Origin of the sequence: Pseudomonas sp. LH21 (assembly GCF_036549575.1) — a bacterium.
Taxonomy (GTDB): domain Bacteria; phylum Pseudomonadota; class Gammaproteobacteria; order Pseudomonadales; family Pseudomonadaceae; genus Aquipseudomonas; species Aquipseudomonas peradeniyensis.
Genome location: NZ_CP144367.1, coordinates 3,061,458 through 3,080,854 on the forward strand (window position 1 = coordinate 3,061,458; position 19,397 = coordinate 3,080,854).

12 protein-coding genes are annotated in these 19,397 nt (G+C 68.1%); 8 read left to right on the forward strand and 4 right to left on the reverse strand.

The annotated features are described in order from the left end of the window. Positions 1-65: 65 nt before the first annotated feature. Positions 66-2,171, forward strand: coding sequence for a condensation domain-containing protein (locus tag VUG52_RS13895; RefSeq protein ID WP_050705764.1), 2,106 nt, complete (start codon positions 66-68; stop codon positions 2,169-2,171). Positions 2,172-2,297: 126 nt separating this feature from the next. Here the strand turns inward: VUG52_RS13895 and basC are convergent, their stop codons facing one another. Together basC and VUG52_RS13905 are read right to left on the reverse strand one after the other, a co-directional pair. Beyond that, positions 2,298-3,617, reverse strand: a complete 1,320-nt coding sequence (gene basC, locus VUG52_RS13900; RefSeq protein WP_050705763.1) for a putative histamine N-monooxygenase — start codon at positions 3,615-3,617, stop codon at positions 2,298-2,300. A gap of 61 nt (positions 3,618-3,678) precedes the next feature. After that, positions 3,679-7,965 (reverse strand): amino acid adenylation domain-containing protein, encoded by a 4,287-nt coding sequence (locus VUG52_RS13905; RefSeq protein WP_259470154.1) that lies wholly within the window; start codon positions 7,963-7,965, stop codon positions 3,679-3,681. Positions 7,966-8,094: 129 nt separating this feature from the next. Here VUG52_RS13905 and VUG52_RS13910 point away from each other — a divergent pair, with 129 nt between their 5' ends. The 7 genes from VUG52_RS13910 (at position 8,095) to VUG52_RS13940 (ending at position 16,384) form a co-directional block, all read left to right on the forward strand. Then, on the forward strand, positions 8,095-9,267 hold the full coding sequence (locus VUG52_RS13910; protein ID WP_262950602.1) for an isochorismate synthase: 1,173 nt from the start codon (positions 8,095-8,097) through the stop codon (positions 9,265-9,267). Between the two features lie 26 nt (positions 9,268-9,293). Further along, on the forward strand, positions 9,294-10,895 hold the full coding sequence (locus VUG52_RS13915; RefSeq protein ID WP_050705760.1) for a (2,3-dihydroxybenzoyl)adenylate synthase: 1,602 nt from the start codon (positions 9,294-9,296) through the stop codon (positions 10,893-10,895). A gap of 17 nt (positions 10,896-10,912) precedes the next feature. Further along, positions 10,913-11,779, forward strand: a complete 867-nt coding sequence (locus VUG52_RS13920; protein WP_050705759.1) for an isochorismatase — start codon at positions 10,913-10,915, stop codon at positions 11,777-11,779. Further along, positions 11,779-12,528 (forward strand): 2,3-dihydro-2,3-dihydroxybenzoate dehydrogenase, encoded by a 750-nt coding sequence (gene dhbA, locus VUG52_RS13925; RefSeq protein WP_050705787.1) that lies wholly within the window; start codon positions 11,779-11,781, stop codon positions 12,526-12,528. The genes VUG52_RS13920 and dhbA overlap by 1 nt, the downstream gene beginning before the upstream one ends. An 80-nt stretch (positions 12,529-12,608) precedes the next feature. Then, on the forward strand, positions 12,609-13,892 hold the full coding sequence (locus VUG52_RS13930) for a histidine decarboxylase (RefSeq protein WP_052896505.1): 1,284 nt from the start codon (positions 12,609-12,611) through the stop codon (positions 13,890-13,892). Positions 13,893-14,313: 421 nt separating this feature from the next. Continuing rightward, positions 14,314-15,381 carry a GNAT family N-acetyltransferase gene (locus VUG52_RS13935; protein WP_262950608.1) on the forward strand — a complete coding sequence of 356 codons (1,068 nt, stop codon included), beginning with the start codon at positions 14,314-14,316 and terminating at the stop codon, positions 15,379-15,381. 19 nt (positions 15,382-15,400) lie between these two features. Beyond that, positions 15,401-16,384, forward strand: a complete 984-nt coding sequence (locus tag VUG52_RS13940; RefSeq protein ID WP_262950610.1) for a fatty acid desaturase family protein — start codon at positions 15,401-15,403, stop codon at positions 16,382-16,384. A gap of 94 nt (positions 16,385-16,478) precedes the next feature. On the opposite strand, the gene VUG52_RS13945 is transcribed toward VUG52_RS13940, so the two are convergent. Further along, positions 16,479-17,819 carry an LLM class flavin-dependent oxidoreductase gene (locus VUG52_RS13945; RefSeq protein ID WP_262950612.1) on the reverse strand — a complete coding sequence of 447 codons (1,341 nt, stop codon included), beginning with the start codon at positions 17,817-17,819 and terminating at the stop codon, positions 16,479-16,481. Then, the gene (locus tag VUG52_RS13950; RefSeq protein ID WP_331831665.1) at positions 17,806-19,350 is read right to left on the reverse strand and encodes a DHA2 family efflux MFS transporter permease subunit; all 1,545 of its coding nucleotides are present in this window, start codon (positions 19,348-19,350) and stop codon (positions 17,806-17,808) included. Before VUG52_RS13950 ends, VUG52_RS13945 begins: the two co-directional genes overlap by 14 nt. Positions 19,351-19,397 lie beyond the last annotated feature (47 nt).

The window sequence follows — 19,397 nt, forward strand, 5'->3', positions numbered from 1 at the left end:
GCGATCCATGGATGGCAGTGAAGGCCGACGCGGGCCTTGAACGATCGAACAGCAGGAAGCTAGCTATGTTGGAACGCAACATCACCCCACCCTCGCCCCAGGCCCTGGACGAACACGAGGAACTCGCCTGGTTCGCCCAGCAGCAGCAACCCGAACAGCTGCACCGGCAACTGGGCGCCTGGCGTCTTGGCCCCCGGGCCGACCTGTCGTTGCTGGCCCTGGCCGTGCAGGCGGTGGTCGAAGCCACGCCGGGCCTGAACAGCCGCTACCACTTCAGCGACGACGGCGACCTGTACAAGACCCAGGAACCCGGCTGGTATCCGTGCCTGCGCATCGAACGGAGCGCGGCCGAGGGCATGGACGCCCTGTTGCGGGCGCGCCAGGCGGCGCCCTGGCATTCCACCACGCAGCCGCCGTTCGAGGCCCTGCTGCTGGCCGGCGACCAGCAGGCCGCGCTCGGCCTGCTCTGCCATGCGGTGCTGCGCCAGTCGCCGCAAGCCCTGCTCGAACGCATCCGCGCCGAATACGACACCCTGGCCGGCGACCAGCCACTGCAGCTCGAGTCGCTGTCCCAGGCGCCCTCTACGGACATCGCGCAACGCATTCTCGATGCGTTCCGCCAGGCCCTGGCGGAGCCTGGCATGACCCTGGACGATGACTTCTTCGACATGGGCGGCCACTCGCTGCTGGCCACCCGGATCATCGGGCGCCTGCAGGGCGAGCACGGCATCGAACTACGCTTCAGCGACTTCTTCGCTTCGCCCAGCGCGTCGGCGCTCGCTACCCGTGCCAAGCTGAGCCAAGGGCAAGCCAGCCAGGCCAGCGACCAGGCCGGGGATATCCAGCAGGCACCGATGGCCCTGGCCCAGGCGTCGTTGTGGCGCGCCTGCGCGGCGTTCGACTACGGCACCATTTTCAACCTGCCCTTTGCCCTGGACTTCCACGACCCGGTGGACGAAGCGCTGCTGCAGCAAGCTTTCAGCGACCTGCTGGAGCGCCACGCCAGCCTGCGCACCACCTACCATGGCGAAGGCGACAGCGCCTGCCAGCGCATCGTGCCGTTGGCCGAACTGGGCCGCTACAAGTGGTTCTGGAACAGCGCCGAGAGCACCGGCGCGAGCCTTGCCAGCGAGGCGAAGCACCGCTTCGACCTGGCCCGCGAACTGCCACTGAGGCTACGCCTGCTGCGTGACCCGCACAGCGGCCACCAGGTGCTGTCGTTCCTGGTCCACCACATGGCCATCGACGAGTGGTCGCTGAACGTGATCATGGCCGAACTGGCCGAGGCCTACCTGGCCCGTGCCCAGGACCGTGCGCCGCAATGGCCGGCGGCGGCGCGCACCTTCCACGAATTCGCCCTCGCCCAGAGTGCCCAGGGCCCGAACCCGCGCCACCTGGCGTACTGGACCGAACTGCTGCGCGACGCCACCCGCGGCCTTGCCCTGCCCGCCTGGGATGATGCCACGCTGCTGCCCGCCGACCAGGCGACCACCCGTGCGCGCTGGCTGGAGCTGCGGCCCGCACCCGGCGTGCTGGAGCAACTCGGCGCCAGTGCCCGGCAGCACCAGTCATCGCTGTTCAGCGTGATCTACACCGCCATCGCCCTGTCGCTGCACAAGCTCGGCAACCTCTCGGACCTGGTGATCGGCACCTCGGCCTCGGGGCGTACGGATCCGGCGTTCTTCGACACCGTCGGCTACTTCACCACCATGGTCGCCCACCGTGTGCAGTTCGCCCCGGAACAGTCGTTGGGCGAGCTGCTGGGCGATGTGACGCGGATGATCAACGACTCGATGGCCTATGCCGACGTGCCCATGGAGACCATCCAGCAGGCGCTGGGCATGACGCCCGCCGAGGGCCTGATGTTCGATGTGTACGTGCAGATCCATGCCAACAACGCCCTCAATGGCGCCCTGCGCACGCCCGAGGGCCAGGCGATCCGCTACAAGCAGATCGACCCGGACAAGAGCGAGTCGATGTTCGGCCTGCAGTTCGAGATCATGGAGGATGTGTTCGACGGCCAGCGCTCGCTGCGCCTGGTGGTCACCTACCGCAGCGAGCGCTACAGCGCCGCCCAGGTCGAGCGCCTGTGCGCGATGATTTCGGCGGCGTTCGGGGTATTTGCCGAGGCGGATGCCGGCCGGCGGGCGCTGGGCGACGTGGTGTTGTAAGCATCACCAGCGTGGGAGCGGGCTTGCCCCGCGATGCGGTACAGCACCGGCTTCGCCGGTGATCGCGGGGCAAGCCCGCTCCCACGCAGTCCGATTTAAATCAGGGCTGCGCAGCAGCCCCATCGTTCAGTCCTGCGGCAACCCATAGCGCTGGAACGACGACCGCTGCGGCACCCGATACTGCGCCCGGCCCAGCAACTGGTTGAGGATCACCGCATTGCGCACCGGCCCCAGCCCCAGGTCCGGCGAACCGACGCCATGCTGGAAGATCTCCGCGTTCTGCACGAACACCCGGCCACTGCCGCCATCGCAGCGCTGCGCGGTGAAATCCTCGCCGACGATGCAGTCGCCATGCGCGTCGGTGGCCAGCACCGTGCCCTTGAGCTGCTCGAACCACTGCGGCCAGGCATGGGCATAGCCGGTCGCCGCGACGATCGCATCGGTTTCCAGGGTCGCACGCTGGTCCAGCTGACGGTGGCGGAAGGTCATGCGCAGGCCCGCCGAGGCCAGGTCCTCAACCGTCTCCACCTCGCAGCTGGACAGCAGCGTCAGACCTGGTTCGCGCCCGCCGATGGAGCGTTCGTAGATCAGGTCGTAGATAGCGCCGATAGTGGAAAAACTGATGCCCTTGTACAGAAGGCCCTGCTCCGCGACGATCTCGCGGCGCTTGTCCCGGTCCAGGGTGTGGAAGTAGTTCATATAGGCCGGGGTGAAGCACTCCTGGCCAAGCTTGGAGTACTCCATGGGATGGAAGCCCCCTGAACGGGTGATCCAGTGGATCGACGCTCCTGCCTCCACCTGCTCCGGCGTCAGCGCATTGAACAGGGCCAGCACGCACTCTGCCGCGCTCTGCCCGGAGCCGACCACCACCACGCGCCGGCACTGCTCCAGTTCGCCCTGGCGCTTGCCGAACTCCGCCGAGTGCAGCACCGGCGCCTGGCTGCGGGTGCGCGCCCAGGCCGGCAGCCACGGCCGGGTGCCGAGGCCGATGGCCAGGTCTCGGCTGCTGTAGCGCCGCTCCAGGCCCGACACCGACACGCTGTCGATGACGAAGCGCTCGCTGCCGCCATCGTAGTGCACCCCGGTGACCTCCTCGCCGAAGTGGCAGGCCGGCAGCTGGCGCGCGGCCCAGCGGCAATAGTGATCGTATTCGCGCCGGGGCACCTGGAAGTGGTCGTAGTAGTAGAACTGGAACAAGCGGTCGTGCTGGTGCAGGTAGTTGAGGTAGCTCAACGGGTGGCACGGGTCGGCCAGGGTCACAAGGTCGGCGAGAAACGGCACCTGCAAGGTGGTGCCCGGCAGCAGCAGGCCCTCGTGCCAGCGAAATTCCGCCTTGCGCTCGAGGAACGCGCAGCGCAGGTCCGGGTGGCGCGACAGCAACGCGGCCAAGCCCAGGTTGAACGGTCCGATGCCGATGCCGGCGATGTCTACGGTTGCTATGTCCATATGCTCGATGATTTCCCAAAAACTACGGATGGCGCCCTGGGTGCGGCCCAGGGCGGTTGATTCAGGCAGGCGTGGCGGCGAGCAGTCGCTCAACGTCTTCGACCGTGCGACACGGCAGCAGCTGTGCGGGCGACAAGCGCACCGCGAAGGCCTCGCCCAGGCGTGCGGCCAGGGGTTTGAGGTGCTGCGGGCGCAGGCCCATGGCGAGGAAGTCCAGGGCCGGCTGCGTGACGCCGAGCACCTGCTGATAGATCGCCAGCACCTGGGCGCAACGCTGCGGGTCACTGGGCGTCGCTGCCGGCGGCTGCTCGGTTTCGCCTTCCAGCAACGTGCGGGCGCGGCGGCGGTCCGGCTTGCCATTGGCCGTCAACGGCAACTCGGCTACCTCGACGAAGCGCGTGGGCACATGGGATTGCGCCAGCAACGCCCGGGCATGCTCGCGCAACGCCACGGCGCCGGGTGGCGCGCCTTTGCGCCGCACATAGAGCGCGCCGATGCAGGCCTCGCCCTGTTGCGTGTCGCCGTAGTCCACCACCAGCACCTGCTGCACCGCCGGATGGCGGATCAGCTCGATCTCGATGTCCGGCAGCGACACGCGCACGCCGCGCACCTTCACATAGCCATTGACCCGGCTGTCGAACAGCAGCACGCCGTCCTCGCGGTAGCGGCCACGGTCGCCGGTGCGGAAAGCCCGCACCGGCGCACCGTGCTCGTCGAGCACGCTGACGAAGTCGTTCTGCACCAGCTCACCCTCTTGCAGGTAGCCCAGGGCCAGGCCCACGCCACTGGTGTGAATACGCCCGGCGACGCCCTGTGGGCAATGCTCGCCGTGCTCGTCCAGCAGCCAGTAGCGGTTGCCCGGCAATGGGCATCCATAGGGCACCCTGGCGCGGTCCTGGTCGCCGATCTCGTGCCAGATGCTCCAGATGGTGGTCTCGGTCGGCCCGCCCAGGGACACCAGGCGTGCCGCCGGCAACTGCTCGCGCAGCTCGGCGATCACCGCCGGCTTGATGTAGTCGCCGCCCTGGGCCAGCAGGCGCAGGCTGCGCAATCCATCGCCCTGGCGACAGGCCAGGAGCATTTCGAGAATGGCCGGCACCGAGCACCACAGACTCACGCCATGCTGCCTGACCAGCTGGTTCCAGCGCAGCGCGTCCTTTTCCTCGCCGGGCTCGGGCAGTACCAGCGCCGCCCCGGCGCAGAGGCTGCCGAACACGTCGAACACCGACATGTCGTGGTGCAGCGGGGTCACCGAGATAAACACATCGTCGCGGCTGACCTGCCACTGCGCCAGGGTGCTGCCGATGACATTGGCCGTGGCGCGGTTGTTCAGCACCACGCACTTGGGCTTGCCGGTGGTGCCGGAGGTATAGAGGTAGTAGGCCGGTGCGGTGCTGGCCGACAACGCCGCCAGGCCCGTCAGGTCCAGGGCGGCCGGCGGGCTGGCCAGCAGTGGCGCGGCGCTGTCGACCACCAGCGCCGGCTGGCAGTTGTCCAGCAGGTAGCGCAGGCGCTCCTCGGGCGCCGCCGCGTCGATCGGCACCCAGACCAGCCCGCTCAGGGCGCAGGCCAGGGTCGTCATGCTGTGCTCGGGACTGCGCGGCAGGCAGATCGCGACCACTTGGCCAGGCTGCAGGCCCCGTGCCTTGAAAGCCTGGGCGATGCGGGCGACGCCCTCGCCCAGTTCGGCGTAGCTGATCCGCCGCTCGCCATGCAATAAGGCGATGCGTGCATTGTCCGGGCCGAACAGGTTGTGGGCGATGCGCCCGAGGAAATCGACAGGTTCGGCCTGCGCCTCGCTGCTGTTCAGGCGGTAGTGGCCAAGGTCGATGAACTGCCGTGCCTGGACCTCGAACGCGGCCTGCCCGCCCAGTTGCGCCACCGCCTGGCCAAAGGCTGCGAGCAACTGCCCGACCCAGCGGCCATCGACCGCTTCGCGGGCATAGTCGATCTCGAACGCCAGGCCTCCCTCGGCGGTGTTGCAGAAACGGATGTCCATGGCCACCTGGGGTGTCTGGGTCAGGCCTGCGCTCAAGGTCATCGGACCCTCGACCGCGCCCACCGGCCAGGACAGGCCATTGGTCAACACCACCGGCAGTGCCGGGCCCGGGCCGTTGCTGTCGTACAGCAGGCGCGCCAGGTCCACGCCGGAGAACGCCAGGTGCTGCAGCCCCTCCAGCACGTCGGCCTGCAGGCGTTTGGCGCGCTCGGCGAACGTCGGCAGTTTGTGTTGCCAGTCGAGGGCGATGAAGCTGGAACGGTTGGCGAACGCGCCGTCCTGTGGCGGTGCCACCGGCACCGCTACGCACAGGCTGCCCTCGTCGAGCCAGTGGCCGAGCACTTCCAGTACCACGGCCATGATCGTCGAGTTCTTGAACAGCCCCTCGCGCGCACCGGCGCGGCTCAACGCCTTGTACGTCGGGGCCGGGATCACCTGGCGCTGGCGTGCGTATCGGGCCACGCCGACCTTGTCCAGGGCGCAGCGCCAAGGCAGCCGTGGCGCGCCATCGACCTCGGCCAGCTTTGACTTCCAATACTCGGCATCGGCCTTGCGCACCTCGCTCCGGTCGACGACGACTGCCGTCGGCTCGCTGGCAGTCAGCGGCTGGCAATGCCCGTCGAACAGCTCGATCATCAAGGTGGCGATGGAGCGTCCATCGAGGATCAGCGCATCGAAGCGCACGAACACCACCAGCTCGCCCTGCGGCAGCTGGAAGGCGGTGACATTCCAGGGCGGCCCGGCCAGGTCGAACAGCGCGTGGGCATAGGCCTCGCGACGGACCTCGAGCTGCGCCTGGGCTTGCTCGGCCGTCAATGCGTGCAGGTCGATCACCTCCAGGTTGACCTGCACCTGGTCGCTCAACGACTGGGTCAGTGCCTGGGCATCGATGCGGGTGCGCAGGCTGTCATGGCGACGCACCATGTCCGTGAGGCGGCTGCGCAGCAGCGCCAGGTCCATGCGCCCGCGGTACTCACGGAACTCCTGCATGGCCACGCCGCCCAGCGTCAGATGCTCGCCACGCCCCAGCAGGTAGGCCTGCTGCAGGGCATTCAAGGGGCGATCCCGGCTGGCCGCGATCGTCAAAGGCTGGTGCAGGGCGCCCGTGTCGGCAGCCACCGCGACGGCCAGGGCAATGAAGCGCTCGAACAGTGCCTGGACCCAATCCGCCGGCAGTGCGTCCAGGCGCACATCCCAGTTGACCAGCAAGCCGCCATCGACCTGGGCCACCTGCGCATCCAGCGCCACCTGCGGACCCTGGGAGATCACCCAGTCCATCGGCCCGAACACCCGGCCCACGCGCTCGGAGAACAGCTCGCCACCGGGCAGGTCCAGCCCTGCGGTGAACACCACCGGCGCCAGTTGCGGCGTGCCGTGATGGCGAGACAGGTCGCGCATCAGGTCTACGCCTGGATAGGCGCTGTGCGCCAGGCGTTCGACCAATTGCCGGTGCAGGTCCTGGCACAGCGCGGCAAGGCTGGCGACGCCGGTGAAGTCGACATCGACCAGCACCAGGTTGGCGAACTCGCCGACGATCCGTTGCACCGGCTCCAGCACCGGTTCGCGCCAGAACACCGGGACGTTCAGGCGCAGACGCCGATCGCCGGTGTGCTCGCCCAGGGCGGTGGCAAACAGCCCGAGCAGCAACGCCGACGAGGTGATCCGCTGCACCCGCGCCGCCTGCTGCAAGGCGCGGTACTGATCGGGTTCGAGCCGGGTGGCAAAGCGCTCGCTGCGTGCAGGGCCCGGGGCAAGCAAGGGCAACGTCGGCGCCGGTGCGATCTGCGCCAGGCGTGTCCGCCACCAGGCGCGGTCGCGGCTGCGAGCATCGCGCAGGTCGGCATCGGCACGCGCCTGGTCCAGCCAGTCGAAGTAGCTCGGCGTGCTCGGCAGCATGGTTTCAGGGGTGTCGTACAGCCGGGCCAGGTCTTCCATCAGCACCCGGAAGCTGGACGGGTCCACCGCGATCATGTCGGTGTCCACGTGCAGCCGAGCGGCATTGCCCGGCAACAGGCTCAGGCCGAAACGCGCACCCTGGCCAGCACCCAGGTCCAGGCGCTGGTGGCTCCACTGGAGACGTTTCTCCAGCAGGCGTCGCTCCACGGCGGGCCCGTCCAGATCGCTGAAATCCTCAAGCTCCAGATGGGCGCGCAGCGTCTCGTCGATGCTCTGCCGCCCCTGCCCGTCGATGCGCAGCCTGAGCATCGGATGTGCCCGGTACAGCCCCTCAAGTGCGCCCGCAAGGCGCGCCACATCGATGGCCTGGCCATCGAACTCGGCATACAGGTGCGCGCTGACGCCACCCAGTGCCGCATGTGCATCCCGCCCGATCCAACAGGCGGCCTGCATCGAAGTTAACTCTCTCATCGCTTACCCGCGTGGTTGACAAATCCATGTGTTTCGCGTCCTCATATTTACTAACGAGAATGATTATATTTCAAGGTTTTCTTTCTCACCCATCGGCCAAGGAGGCTACCCATGAAGACAGGCACCCTGCGTTTGCAAGACAGGGACACCGTGCCGCTCAGCCAAGAGGACTCGAGCTTTTCATTCACATCCGGCGACCGCGAGCTGAGCGTCAGCGGCCTGCGCGAGCGGATCGACACCCCGGCCAACGGCAGCCACCTGGCCGGTAGCGCGCTGCGGCGCAGCATCGACCAGGCCTTCGAACGCGCCCGCCAGGCCGGGCAGGACAACCCGATCGTGGTCGGCGCCATCCCCTTCGACACCACCCAGGCTTGCAGCCTGTACGTTCCCCAGGCCTATGCCTGGCAGCAGCGCACCGCGGCGCCCGCCCAGGCCGGCGCGCTGCCGGCGCTGCACAGCCAGACCAACATCCCCGACGAACACGGCTTCAAGCGCGCCGTGTGCCATGCCATCGTCAACTTCCAGCACAGCGATGTGCGCAAGGCCGTGCTTTCGGTGCAGCGTGAACTGCACTTCGCCGCGCCCGTGGACCCGGCACAGGTGCAGGCCAACCTCAAGGCGCTGAACCGCGAGGGCTACCACTTCCGCGTGCCCCTGGCCGACGGCGCCACCCTGCTGGGGGTGAGCCCGGAGCTGCTGGTGCACAAGCAAGGCACGGCGTTCGTCAGCAATCCGCTGGCAGGCTCTGTGCGGCGCATGGCCGACCCTGCGGCCGACCGCGCCAACGCGCAATGGCTGGCGGCATCTGAGAAGGACCACTACGAACACCGCCTGGTCACCGAGGACATCGCCCAGCGCGTCGGCGAGCTGTGCAGCCGCCTGCAGGTCCCCGAGCGGCCGTCGCTGATCAGCACCGCCGCGCTGTGGCACCTGTCCACCCGCATCGAGGGCGAACTGGCCACGGCCGATATCGACGCCCTGCAACTGGCCTGCCGCCTGCACCCGACCCCCGCCGTGTGCGGCTACCCCACCGAGCGGGCTCGGCAACTGATCCGCTTCGTCGAACCCTTCGAGCGCGGCCTGTTCACCGGCATGGTTGGTTGGTGCGACGCCCAGGGCAACGGCGAGTGGGTGGTGACCATCCGCTGCGGCACCTTCAGCGGCCAGCGCGTGCGCCTGTTCGCCGGCGCCGGCATCGTCGAGGCCTCCAGCCCCGACACCGAATGGAACGAAGTGCAGACCAAGCTCGGCACCATGCTGCGTGCCTGCGGCCTGGACCATTGACCTCAAACCCGCTTTCCGAGATGCCCATGACCATCGAATTCACCCCCTGGCCCGCGGACCGGGCGCAGCGCTATCGCGCCGCCGGCTACTGGAACGACCAGCCGCTCAGCCAACTGCTGATCGAGCGCGCCGCCGCGCAGCCACAGGCCCCGGCGATCCTCTGCGGCGAACGCTGCATCAGCTACGGCGAACTGGACCGGCGCGCTTCCAACCTGGCCTCGCGCCTGGCCGCCCACGGTCTGGGCCAGGGCGACACGGCACTGGTGCAGTTGCCCAACGTCGCCGAGTTCTACATCGTGCTGTTTGCCCTGTTCAAGGCCGGCATCGCCCCGGTCAACGCGCTCTACAGCCACCGCCAGCACGAGCTGGGCGCCTTCGCCCGGCAGATCCGCCCCGCCTTGCTGATCGCCTCGGCCGAGCATGAGGTGTTCCGCAACGACGCGTTCCTCGACGACCTGGCCAAGGAAGGCCTGCGTCCGCAACTGACGCTTATGCTCGATGCCCTCGACGACTGGAGCGCCAGCGCCGATGTGCGCGGCACCCACTACGCGCCCAGCGCTGCCGACGAGGTGGCGCTGTTCCAGCTGTCCGGCGGCAGCACCGGCACCCCCAAGCTGATCCCGCGCACCCACAACGACTATGCCTACAGCGTGCGGGCCAGCGCGCAGATCTGCGCCTTGGACAGCGCCACACGCTTTCTCTGCGCCCTGCCCGCCGCACACAACTACACCCTCAGCTCCCCCGGCGGCCTGGGCGTGCTGCATGCCGGCGGCTGCATCGTCATGGCGGCCAATCCGGAGCCGCTCAACTGCTTCGCCCTGATCGAGCGCCACGCCGTGACCATGGCCGCCCTGGTGCCCAGCGCCGTGGCCCTGTGGCTGCAGGCCGCGCCCGGGCACGCGGCCAAGCTGCGCAGCCTGCGCCTGCTGCAGGTCGGCGGTGCCAGCTTCGCCGAGGCCCTGGCCCGTCAGGTTCCCGAGGTATTGGGCTGCCGCCTGCAACAGGTGTTCGGCATGGCCGAGGGCCTGGTCAACTACACCCGCCTGGACGACAGCGACGAGCAGGTGTTCACCACCCAGGGCCGGCCGATCAGCGAGCTGGACGAGGTGCGCATCCTCGACGAGCAGGGCCAGCCGGTCGCCGACGGCGAGCCGGGCATGCTCGCCACCCGTGGCCCGTACACCTTCTGCGGCTACTACAAGAGCCCCGAGCACAACGCCCAGGTGTTCGACCAGGACGGCTTCTACCACTCCGGCGACATCGTCCAGCGCAGCGCCAATGGCAACCTGCGGGTAGTCGGCCGGGTCAAGGACCAGATCAACCGCGGCGGCGAGAAAGTCGCCTCGGAAGAGATCGAGAACCTGATCGTCATGCACCCGGACGTGACCCACGCCGCCCTGGTGGCGCTGCCCGACGACCTGCTCGGCGAAAAGAGCTGCGCCTTCATCGTCTCGCGCAACCCGCAACTCAAGCCGATCGCCGTGCGCCGCCACCTGATGGGTCTGGGCATCGCCGAGTACAAACTCCCGGACCGGATCCGGCTGATCGACGCCATGCCGCTGACCGCGGTGGGCAAGATCGACAAGAAGCAACTGCGCGCGCTGCTCGCCGTCGCCCCGACCGCCTGACCATCCAAGGACCCGAGATGACCATTCCAACCATCCACGACTATGCCATGCCGCAGCGGGCCAGCTACCCGGCCAACAAGACCCAGTGGCAGCCCGACCCGGCCCGCGCCGTGCTGCTGATCCACGACATGCAGCGCTACTTCCTGCGTTTCTACCAGCCCGACGGTGCCCTGCTCACCGCCCTGGTGGACAACCTGTCGCGGCTGATCCTGTGGGCCCGCGAGCAGGGCATCCCGGTGGTCTACACCGCCCAGCCCCATGAACAGCCGCCCGAGGACCGCGCCCTGCTCAACGCCATGTGGGGCCCGGGCCTGCCGGCGGCCAGCCCCGAGCAGCAACCGATCATCGACGCCCTGGCGCCGCAGCCGGGCGACACGGTGCTGACCAAGTGGCGCTACAGCGCCTTCCAGCGCTCCGACCTGCTCGAGCGTATGCGCGATTGGCGGCGCGACCAGTTGCTGATCGGCGGCGTGTACGCCCATATCGGCTGCATGATCACCGCCGCCGACGCCTTCATGAACGATATCCAGGCGTTCCTGGTAGGTGACGCGGTGGCCGACTTCTCCGAGGAGGAGCACCGCCTGGCCCTGAAGTACGTGGCCACCCGCTGCGGCCATGTCACCGACACCGGCGCCCTGCTGACCCAACCCGCGGGCGAGACCACCCGCGATTGGCTGCATGGCCGGGTGCGCCAGATGATCGAGGACGACAGCGACCTCGACCCACAGGAAAGCCTGATCTTCTACGGCCTGGACTCGCTGCAGGTGATGAAGCTGGCCGCCGAGCTCAAGCAGCGCGGTATCGCCGTCAGCTTCGAGGAGCTGGCCAACGCGCCGACCCTGGACGGCTGGTGGTCGCTGGTGCAAGCGCGGGGGGCCGCCTGATGGCCATGGCCCGTTTCACCGGCCGGCGCGTGCTGGTCACCGGCGCCGCCAGCGGCATCGGCCGCTGCGTGGCGCAGCAGTTTCTCGAGGAAGGCGCCGAGGTCATCGGCCTGGACTGCGAGGAGGCCGACCTGCCGTTCCCGCTGCTGCATGTCGACCTGACCGACCCGGCCGACGTGCAGCGGGTCTGCGACCGCCTCAAGGAGCAGGCGCAGTACCTCGACGTGCTGGTCAATGTCGCCGGCGTGCTGCGCCTGGGGCGCAGTGACGAGGTGTCCTGCGAGGACTGGCAGCGCTGCCTGGATGTCAACGTGAGCGCGCCGTTCTACCTGATGCGCCAGTGGACCCCGGTGTTCCGCCGCCAGCGCCGCGGCGCCATCGTCAACGTCGCCTCCAACGCCGCCCACGTGCCGCGCCTGAACATGGCCGCCTACTGCGCCTCCAAGGCCGCATTGGTCAGCCTGAGTCACTGCGTGGGCCTGGAGCTGGCGCCCTACGGCGTGCGCTGCAACGTGGTGTCGCCGGGCTCGACGCGCACGCCGATGCTCGCCGGTATGCTCGGCGACCCGGCGGGCGAACGCCAGCTGGTCGACGGCTTGCCGGAGCAGTTCAAGCTCGGCGTGCCGCTGGGCAAGATCGCCACGCCCGACGACATCGCCCAGGTGGTGCTGTTCCTGGCCTCCGAGCAGGCCGGGCACGTGACCCTGCAGGATATCGTGGTCGACGGCGGCGCCACCCTGGCCGCCTGAGCCTGATGCGGCACTGACAAGGACTTTCACCCGCACCGCGCTCGGCCCTGGCCGGTCGAGCGCGCACCATGGAGCTGGACATGACATTCTCACCCGCCGACCACAAGCGCCTCGAGGCCTTCTGGCAGTACTGCCTCACCCACCAGTACTTCAACGTCGGCTACCCCGAGTCGGCCGACTTCGACTACAGCCTGCTGCACCGCTTCATGCGCTTTTCCATCAACAACTGCGGCGACTGGAACGAACCCAGCAACTACCTGCTCAACTCCTTCGACTTCGAGCGCGAGGTGATGCGCTTCTTCGCCGAGCTGTTCCACATCCCGTTCGAGGACAGCTGGGGCTACGTCACCAACGGCGGCACCGAAGGCAACATGTTCGGCTGCTACCTGGCCCGCGAGCTGTTTCCCGACGCCACCCTCTACTACTCCAAGGACACCCACTACTCGGTGGCCAAGATCGTCCGCCTGCTGCGCATCAAGGCCCAGGTGGTGGAATCCCAGGCCAACGGCGAGATGGACTACGACGACCTGGTCGCGCGGATCACGGTCGACGGTGAACGCCACCCGATCATCTTCGCCAATATCGGCACCACTTTGCGCGGTGCCACCGACAACATCACCGTCATCCAGCAGCGCCTGGCCCAAGCCGGCATCCGCCGCGAGGACTACTACCTGCACGCCGACGCGGCCCTGAGCGGCATGATCCTGCCCTTCGTCGACGCCCCCGAGCCCTACTCGTTCGCCGACGGCATCGACTCGATCTGCGTCTCCGGGCACAAGATGATCGGCTCGCCGATGCCCTGCGGCATCGTCGTGGCCCGGCGCGGCAACGTCGAGCGCATCTCGGTGGAAATCGACTACATCAGCGCCCGCGACCAGACCATCAGCGGCTCGCGCAACGGCCACACGCCACTGATGATGTGGGCCGCCCTGTGCAGCCGGTCGCTGGAGGATTGGCGCGCACGCATCCAGCGCTGCCTGGACCTGGCCCAGCATGCGGTGGACCGGCTGCGGGCGGCCGGCATCGAGGCCTGGCGCAACCCCAACTCGATCACCGTGGTGTTCCCCTGCCCCTCGGCCAGCGTGTGGAAACGCCATTGCCTGGCCACCTCGGGCGACACCGCGCACCTGATCACCACCGCTCATCACCAGGACAGCACGCAGATCGACGCGCTGCTTGACGAGGTGATCGCCGACCTCAAGGCCCGCACTCGATACCCGCTGCAGGCGCCCCTGGTAGAGGGCCTGGGCAGTCGTACCCGGGTCTACAGCACGGCAGGACTACCTCGGCCTGAGCCGCTGCCGGGCCATGCGAGAGCCACACGCGACAGCGGCCTTGCCCGCCTCAAGGACAGCGATATCTGAACGCCTGGTCGTCTTTACAACCATTTACATGTCAGCCTTTTCCTACAGCGCACTGCTCCTGGACCTGGCGTGCCGAAAAACAGGGGGCGGGCCTGCCCGCCGCCTCGGCACCTTGCCTAGGCAACGCGTTGCCGCTTCCTGCCGATACCCGTTTGACGGCCCCCTGTGTGGCTCTATAGTCCCTTTCCTGCCAGCGCCAAGGATTTGCGCTGGCCTTGAACAAGAACCCGCCATGTACAGGAGTCGCATGATGGCCATGCTCACGGATGACGCCCCCTCGCCTCACCCTCTATACGAATCGCCCCGCCGCGCCGACCTGCGACGACATCCCCGTCACTGACCCCAGCCCCGCCACGTGCCCGTGACCTGCCTTGGGCGGTCACTGCCTTCGTTCGCCTTCAATAAAGACAAAAGGTGCGTCATGACTGCGACCCGTTCGCCGCAAACGGCCGTTGCGCCGTTGCCGGAAACCGAAACACTGCGCTATCGCCCGGCCAGCTCCACCGATATCGAAGCCCTCGCCGCGCTGTTCCAGCAGGTCTATGGGCAGACCACCCACCCTTGCCAGAGCCCGGACTATATCCGCCACTCGATGGGCAGCGGGCAACAGCAATGGTTCGTCGCCGAGGCCCAAGGCCAGCTGCTCGGATGCTGCTGCATCGCCCGCCGCCCCTGGAACCGCTCGTGGGAAGTCTGCCACGGGGTGATCCACCCCGATGCGCGCAGGACCGGCGCCATTTCCAGCCTGGTGCGCCTGGGCTTCGAGACCCACCGGCCCGAGCCCCTGGAGCTGGGCTTCTACATCACCCGCAACATCGCAAGCCACGGCGTCATGAAGAAGATTCGCCCCGCGGTGCTGGTGGGGCACGACGGCGGTCCGGACAAGGTCGACGGCCTGCGCGAGTATCACCTGACCGCCATCCACCCGGTGCCCCAGGCTGGCTTTGTGCATGTCGCGCCCTGGTACGTGACCACCCGCGCCGCCGACTTCGTCCGCCGCCTGCTCTACCCCGCCCTGCAGCTCGCCGTCACCCCCGGCAACTACCCGGACACCTTCCTCAGCGGCCCCACCGGCGCCGAACGCCATGGCCAGCTCAGCTACAGCCACGATCCCCAGGCCGGCGCGCTGATGCTGTCGGGCCAGTGCGGCCGTTACCCGTCGACCCAGGCCGTGCTGGCGGAGCTGGGCGCGCTGCTGCGCCAGCATGCGCAGGCCGAGTACGTCAGCCTGCTGATCCTGGCCGACAAGCTGGAGCTGCTGGCCAGCCTGCGTCGCCTGGGCTTTGCCATCACCGCCTACCTGCCGGCCTGGCACCTGGAGAACGGCAGCCGCTACGACTGCCTCCAGCTGGTGTTCCAGGACTTCGCCGTAGCCCCGCGCAGCCATGGTTTCGACGACGACATCGCCCGTTTCGACCTGGCCTACGCACACCTGGCCAACAACCTCTGCAGCATTCCCGCAGCCCCGGCTTCCCGGGCCGCCAGCTAACCGATCGGAGTTTTTGCAAGTGACCAAGGACCAATGGCTTAGTGTAAGAAAACAGATCCCCGACGGCGCCCGGGAACCCTGGACCGTGATGCTCTGGGTCGCTGACCTGCTGTTGTTGGCGGTGGCCTGGAACCTTTGGCTCGCCGACTCCACCGCCTTGCAGTTGCTGGGTCTGGCGCTGGCCGGCCTGGCCACCGTGCAGCTCTACCTGATCATGCACGAGGCGACCCACGGCGCCGCCTCGGCCAACCGCCGGCTCAACGACTTCATCGGCCACTGCGACGGCTGGCTGATCGCCTTGCCGTTCCTGGTCCGCCGGCGCTTCCACATGGCCCACCACACCTGGACCGCGCACCCGGTGAACGACCCGGAGAACCGCGGCATGATCGAGCGCTTCTCAGTGATGACGAAAAAACAGGAGCGCACCCTGGAGTTCGTCTGGAAGCACTGGATCCCGATGATCGCCGCCAACCATTTCCTGCTCAACTGGCGCGCGCCGTTCATTGCCCGGGCCAAGGGTGACAGTTCGCCGAGGATTCTCAAGGAGATCCGCTTCGCCCGCCTGTACCTGGCCGGTTACCTGGCGGCGGCCGTGCTGGCCTGGAGCTTTGGGCACCTGCTGGACCTGGTGCTGTTCTACGGGATCACCTGGGTATTCCTGTTCTTTATGGTCGAGCTGCTCAACCTGCCCCACCACGCCGAGGCGCCGTTGCTTGCGCGAGATGCTGACCGCCTGCAGTTCTGGGAGCAGGACGGGGTATCCCACGACTGCAAGAGCCTGCCGCTGTGGTCGCGCTATGTGATCCTCAACTTCAACCTGCATATCGTTCATCACGCCTTCCCCTCGGTGCCGTGGTACCGCTTGGCCCAGGTGCAGAAGCTGCTGAGCGAGCATGAGCTCGGCCATGCGCCGTCGCAGACCCATGAGTGGGAGTTCGCGGTGAAGAACCGGCGGCGGCCGTTGTTGCAGCTGATGGGGCACTTCTTCGATCAGCGGGGTTGATTTCGCGGCACAAGGCCGCTCCTACACAGGCACGCGATCACCTGTAGGAGCGGCCTTGTGCCGCGAAAGGGGCGCAACGCGCCCCCAGCGATCCTCAGCCCTGAAAATGTCGATTGGGCACATACCGCAACCCCAGGTTCTCCCGCAACGTACGCCCCTCATACTCGCGCCGGAACAACCCCAGCCGCTGCAACTCGGGCACCACCTGCCCGACAAAATCATCCAGCCCACCCGGCAGATGGGTGAACAGCAGGTTGAAGCCATCCGCCGCCCCTTCCTCGAACCAGCAGGCCATCTCCTCGACGATCTGCGAAGGCGTACCCACCAGCAGCCGGTGCCCGCCTGCGCCGAGCCTGGCCAGCAACTGCCTGGCGGTGGGCCGTTCGCGGCGGATCAGGTCCACCACCAGCTGCTGGCGGCTCTGGTGCCGCTCGGTCAGCGGCAACGGCTCCGGCAGCACCACCGGGGCCTCCGCGGGCAGCCGCTCCAGGTCGATGCCGATGTCCAGCAGGAAGGACAACGCCTTGAGCGCCGCCTCCGGATCCACCAGCGCCTGCAGTTGCTCGTGCTTCTCCTGGGCTTCGCTGGTCGTGCGCCCCACCACCGGCGCCAGGCCCGGAAACACCAGCAACGACTCCGCCGCCCGCCCGGCCAGGGCCAGGCGCTGGTGCATGTCGGCGTAGAACGCCCGACCCTCGCTCAAGGTCTGCTGGGCGGTGAACACCAGCTCGGCGCTGTGTGCCGCCAGCGCCCGGCCGGCCTGCGAGGAACCGGCCTGGGCGATCACCGGCCAGCCTTGCACGGGTCGTGGAGCATTCAACGGGCCACGCACGCGGAAATGCTCGCCCTGGTGGTCGAGCACCCGCATGCGCGCGGTCTCCAGCCAGGTACCGGAGGCCTTGTCCAGCGGGAAGGCATCGTCCGCCCAGCTGTCCCAGAGCCCGGTGACCACATCGAAGAACTCCTCGGCGCGGGCGTAACGATCGGCATGGGGCAGGTGCGCCGCCTGGTTGAAATTCTCGCCACCGATCAGCGCGGTAACCAGGTTCCAGCCGGCGCGACCAGCGGACAGGTGATCGAGGGAGGCGAAGCTGCGGGCGATGTTGTAGGGCTCGTTGAAACTGGTGTTGGCGGTGGCGATCAGGCCGATGTGGCGAGTCACCACCGCCAGCGCCGGCAGCAGGGTCAGCGGGTCCCAGCGCAGGCTGTAGGCGCTGCTGCGCAGCACCCGTGGGTCCAGTTCGCCGACGGCGACGTTGTCGTTGAGAAACAGCGCGTCGAAACGCCCGCGTTCCAGGGTCTGGGCGTACTGCCGGTAGCGCTCGAAGTTGATCGAGGCGTCGGCGTCGGCCTGCGGGTGTCGCCAGCTGCCGGCGTGAGCACCGGAGCCGGAGAGAAAGGCGCCCAGCCGCAGGCGGCCGTCACGCCTTGCCATGGCTGGGCTCCTGGGCGGGTACGCTTGCCTTCTTCGCTCGCAGCAGCAAGGTCACGCCACCCCAGACCAGCAACAGGCTGACGGCGAGAAACACCATCAGCGCCTGGTAACCGTCGAGGAACGCGGCATGCACCCAGCCCTGCAGCACATCGCCGCCCTGCCCCAGGTGCTCGCCCAACAAAGCCGCCCCCTGCTCCGGCGCCGCTGCCGCCCGGGCCAGCCAGTCGGTCTGCGCGGGCACGCCGCTGGCGGCGGACAACGTATCGGTGGCCACCGCCCGGTACAACCCGACTCCCACCGCCAGCCCGAGCCCACCGCCGACGTTGTGCAGGGTCATCAGCGAGCCCATGGCCACCGAGCTCACCTGCTGCGGCACCGAGGAGATCCCCAGTACCGTCGAAGGCCCGAGGATGCAGGCCCAACCCAGCCCCATCACGGCGAATGCGCCCAACAGATGCAACAGTGAGGTGTGCTCGCCAAATGCCGCCTGCAGCACGGCGGACAGCACGAACAGCAGCAACCCGGCCTGCACCAGCAGCGCCGGGCCCTTGCGATCCACCAGACGCCCCACCAACGGCGACAGCAGCGCCACCCCGAGCGTCGTCGGCAGCAACAGCAGGCCGCTGGCCTGCACGCTCTCGCCACGGATCAACGCCAGGTACAGCGGCATCACGAAGAACGCCACGCAGTAGAACACCGCCAGGCCGAAGCTGGCGGTGACCGCCGCGACGAAGCGGCGGTTGGCGAACAGGCGCAGGTCGATGATCGGCGCCTCGACCCGCAACTCGACCGCGACGAAGGCCAGCAAGGCGAACAACGCCAGCGTCAGCAGGCCCAGGGTAGTGGCCGAAGTCCAACCCCAGGCAGCACCTTGGACGATCACCAGCACCAGGCTTGGCAAGCCCACCAGCAACAGCACCACACCCAGCCAGTCGAGCCGCGCGCCCTCCTCGCCGGCCCGCGACTCGTCCGCCGCCACTGCGATGATCGCCAAGCTCAGCAGCACGAACGGCACGTTGACCAGGAAAATCCACTGCCAGCCGAAGGCGCTGGTGATCAGCCCGCCCAGCACCGGCCCCGCGGCAAGACCGATGCCGTTGACGCCGAACAGCACACCGAACGCCTTGCCCTGTTCCTCGCTGGCGAAGGTGGCCGCGACGATCGCCCCCGACGCGGTGTACAGCACCGCGCAGGCCAGGCCCTGGGCGACCCGGGCGGCCACCAGGGTATCAATGCCGCTGGCCAGCCCCGCCGCCAGCGAGGCCAGCCCGAACACGCCCAGCCCGATGCCCAGTACCCGCCGACGGCCTTTCAGGTCGGCCAGCCGGCCAACCAGCACCATGGCGCTGGACAGCGCCAGGATGAAACCGTTGATCACCCACTGCAGGCTGTCCACCGAGGCGCCAAGGTCGGCCTGCAGCGCCGGCAGCGCGGTGTTGACGATGGTGAAGTCGACGCAGCCGAGAAAACTGGCGATGCTCACGCCGAGCAAAGCCCACCATTTGCGTTGCTGTTGCGCAAAAACGCCCATGGAAACTCCTGTTCCGGATTTCAGTATGAAGGCCGTCGTCCGTGTGG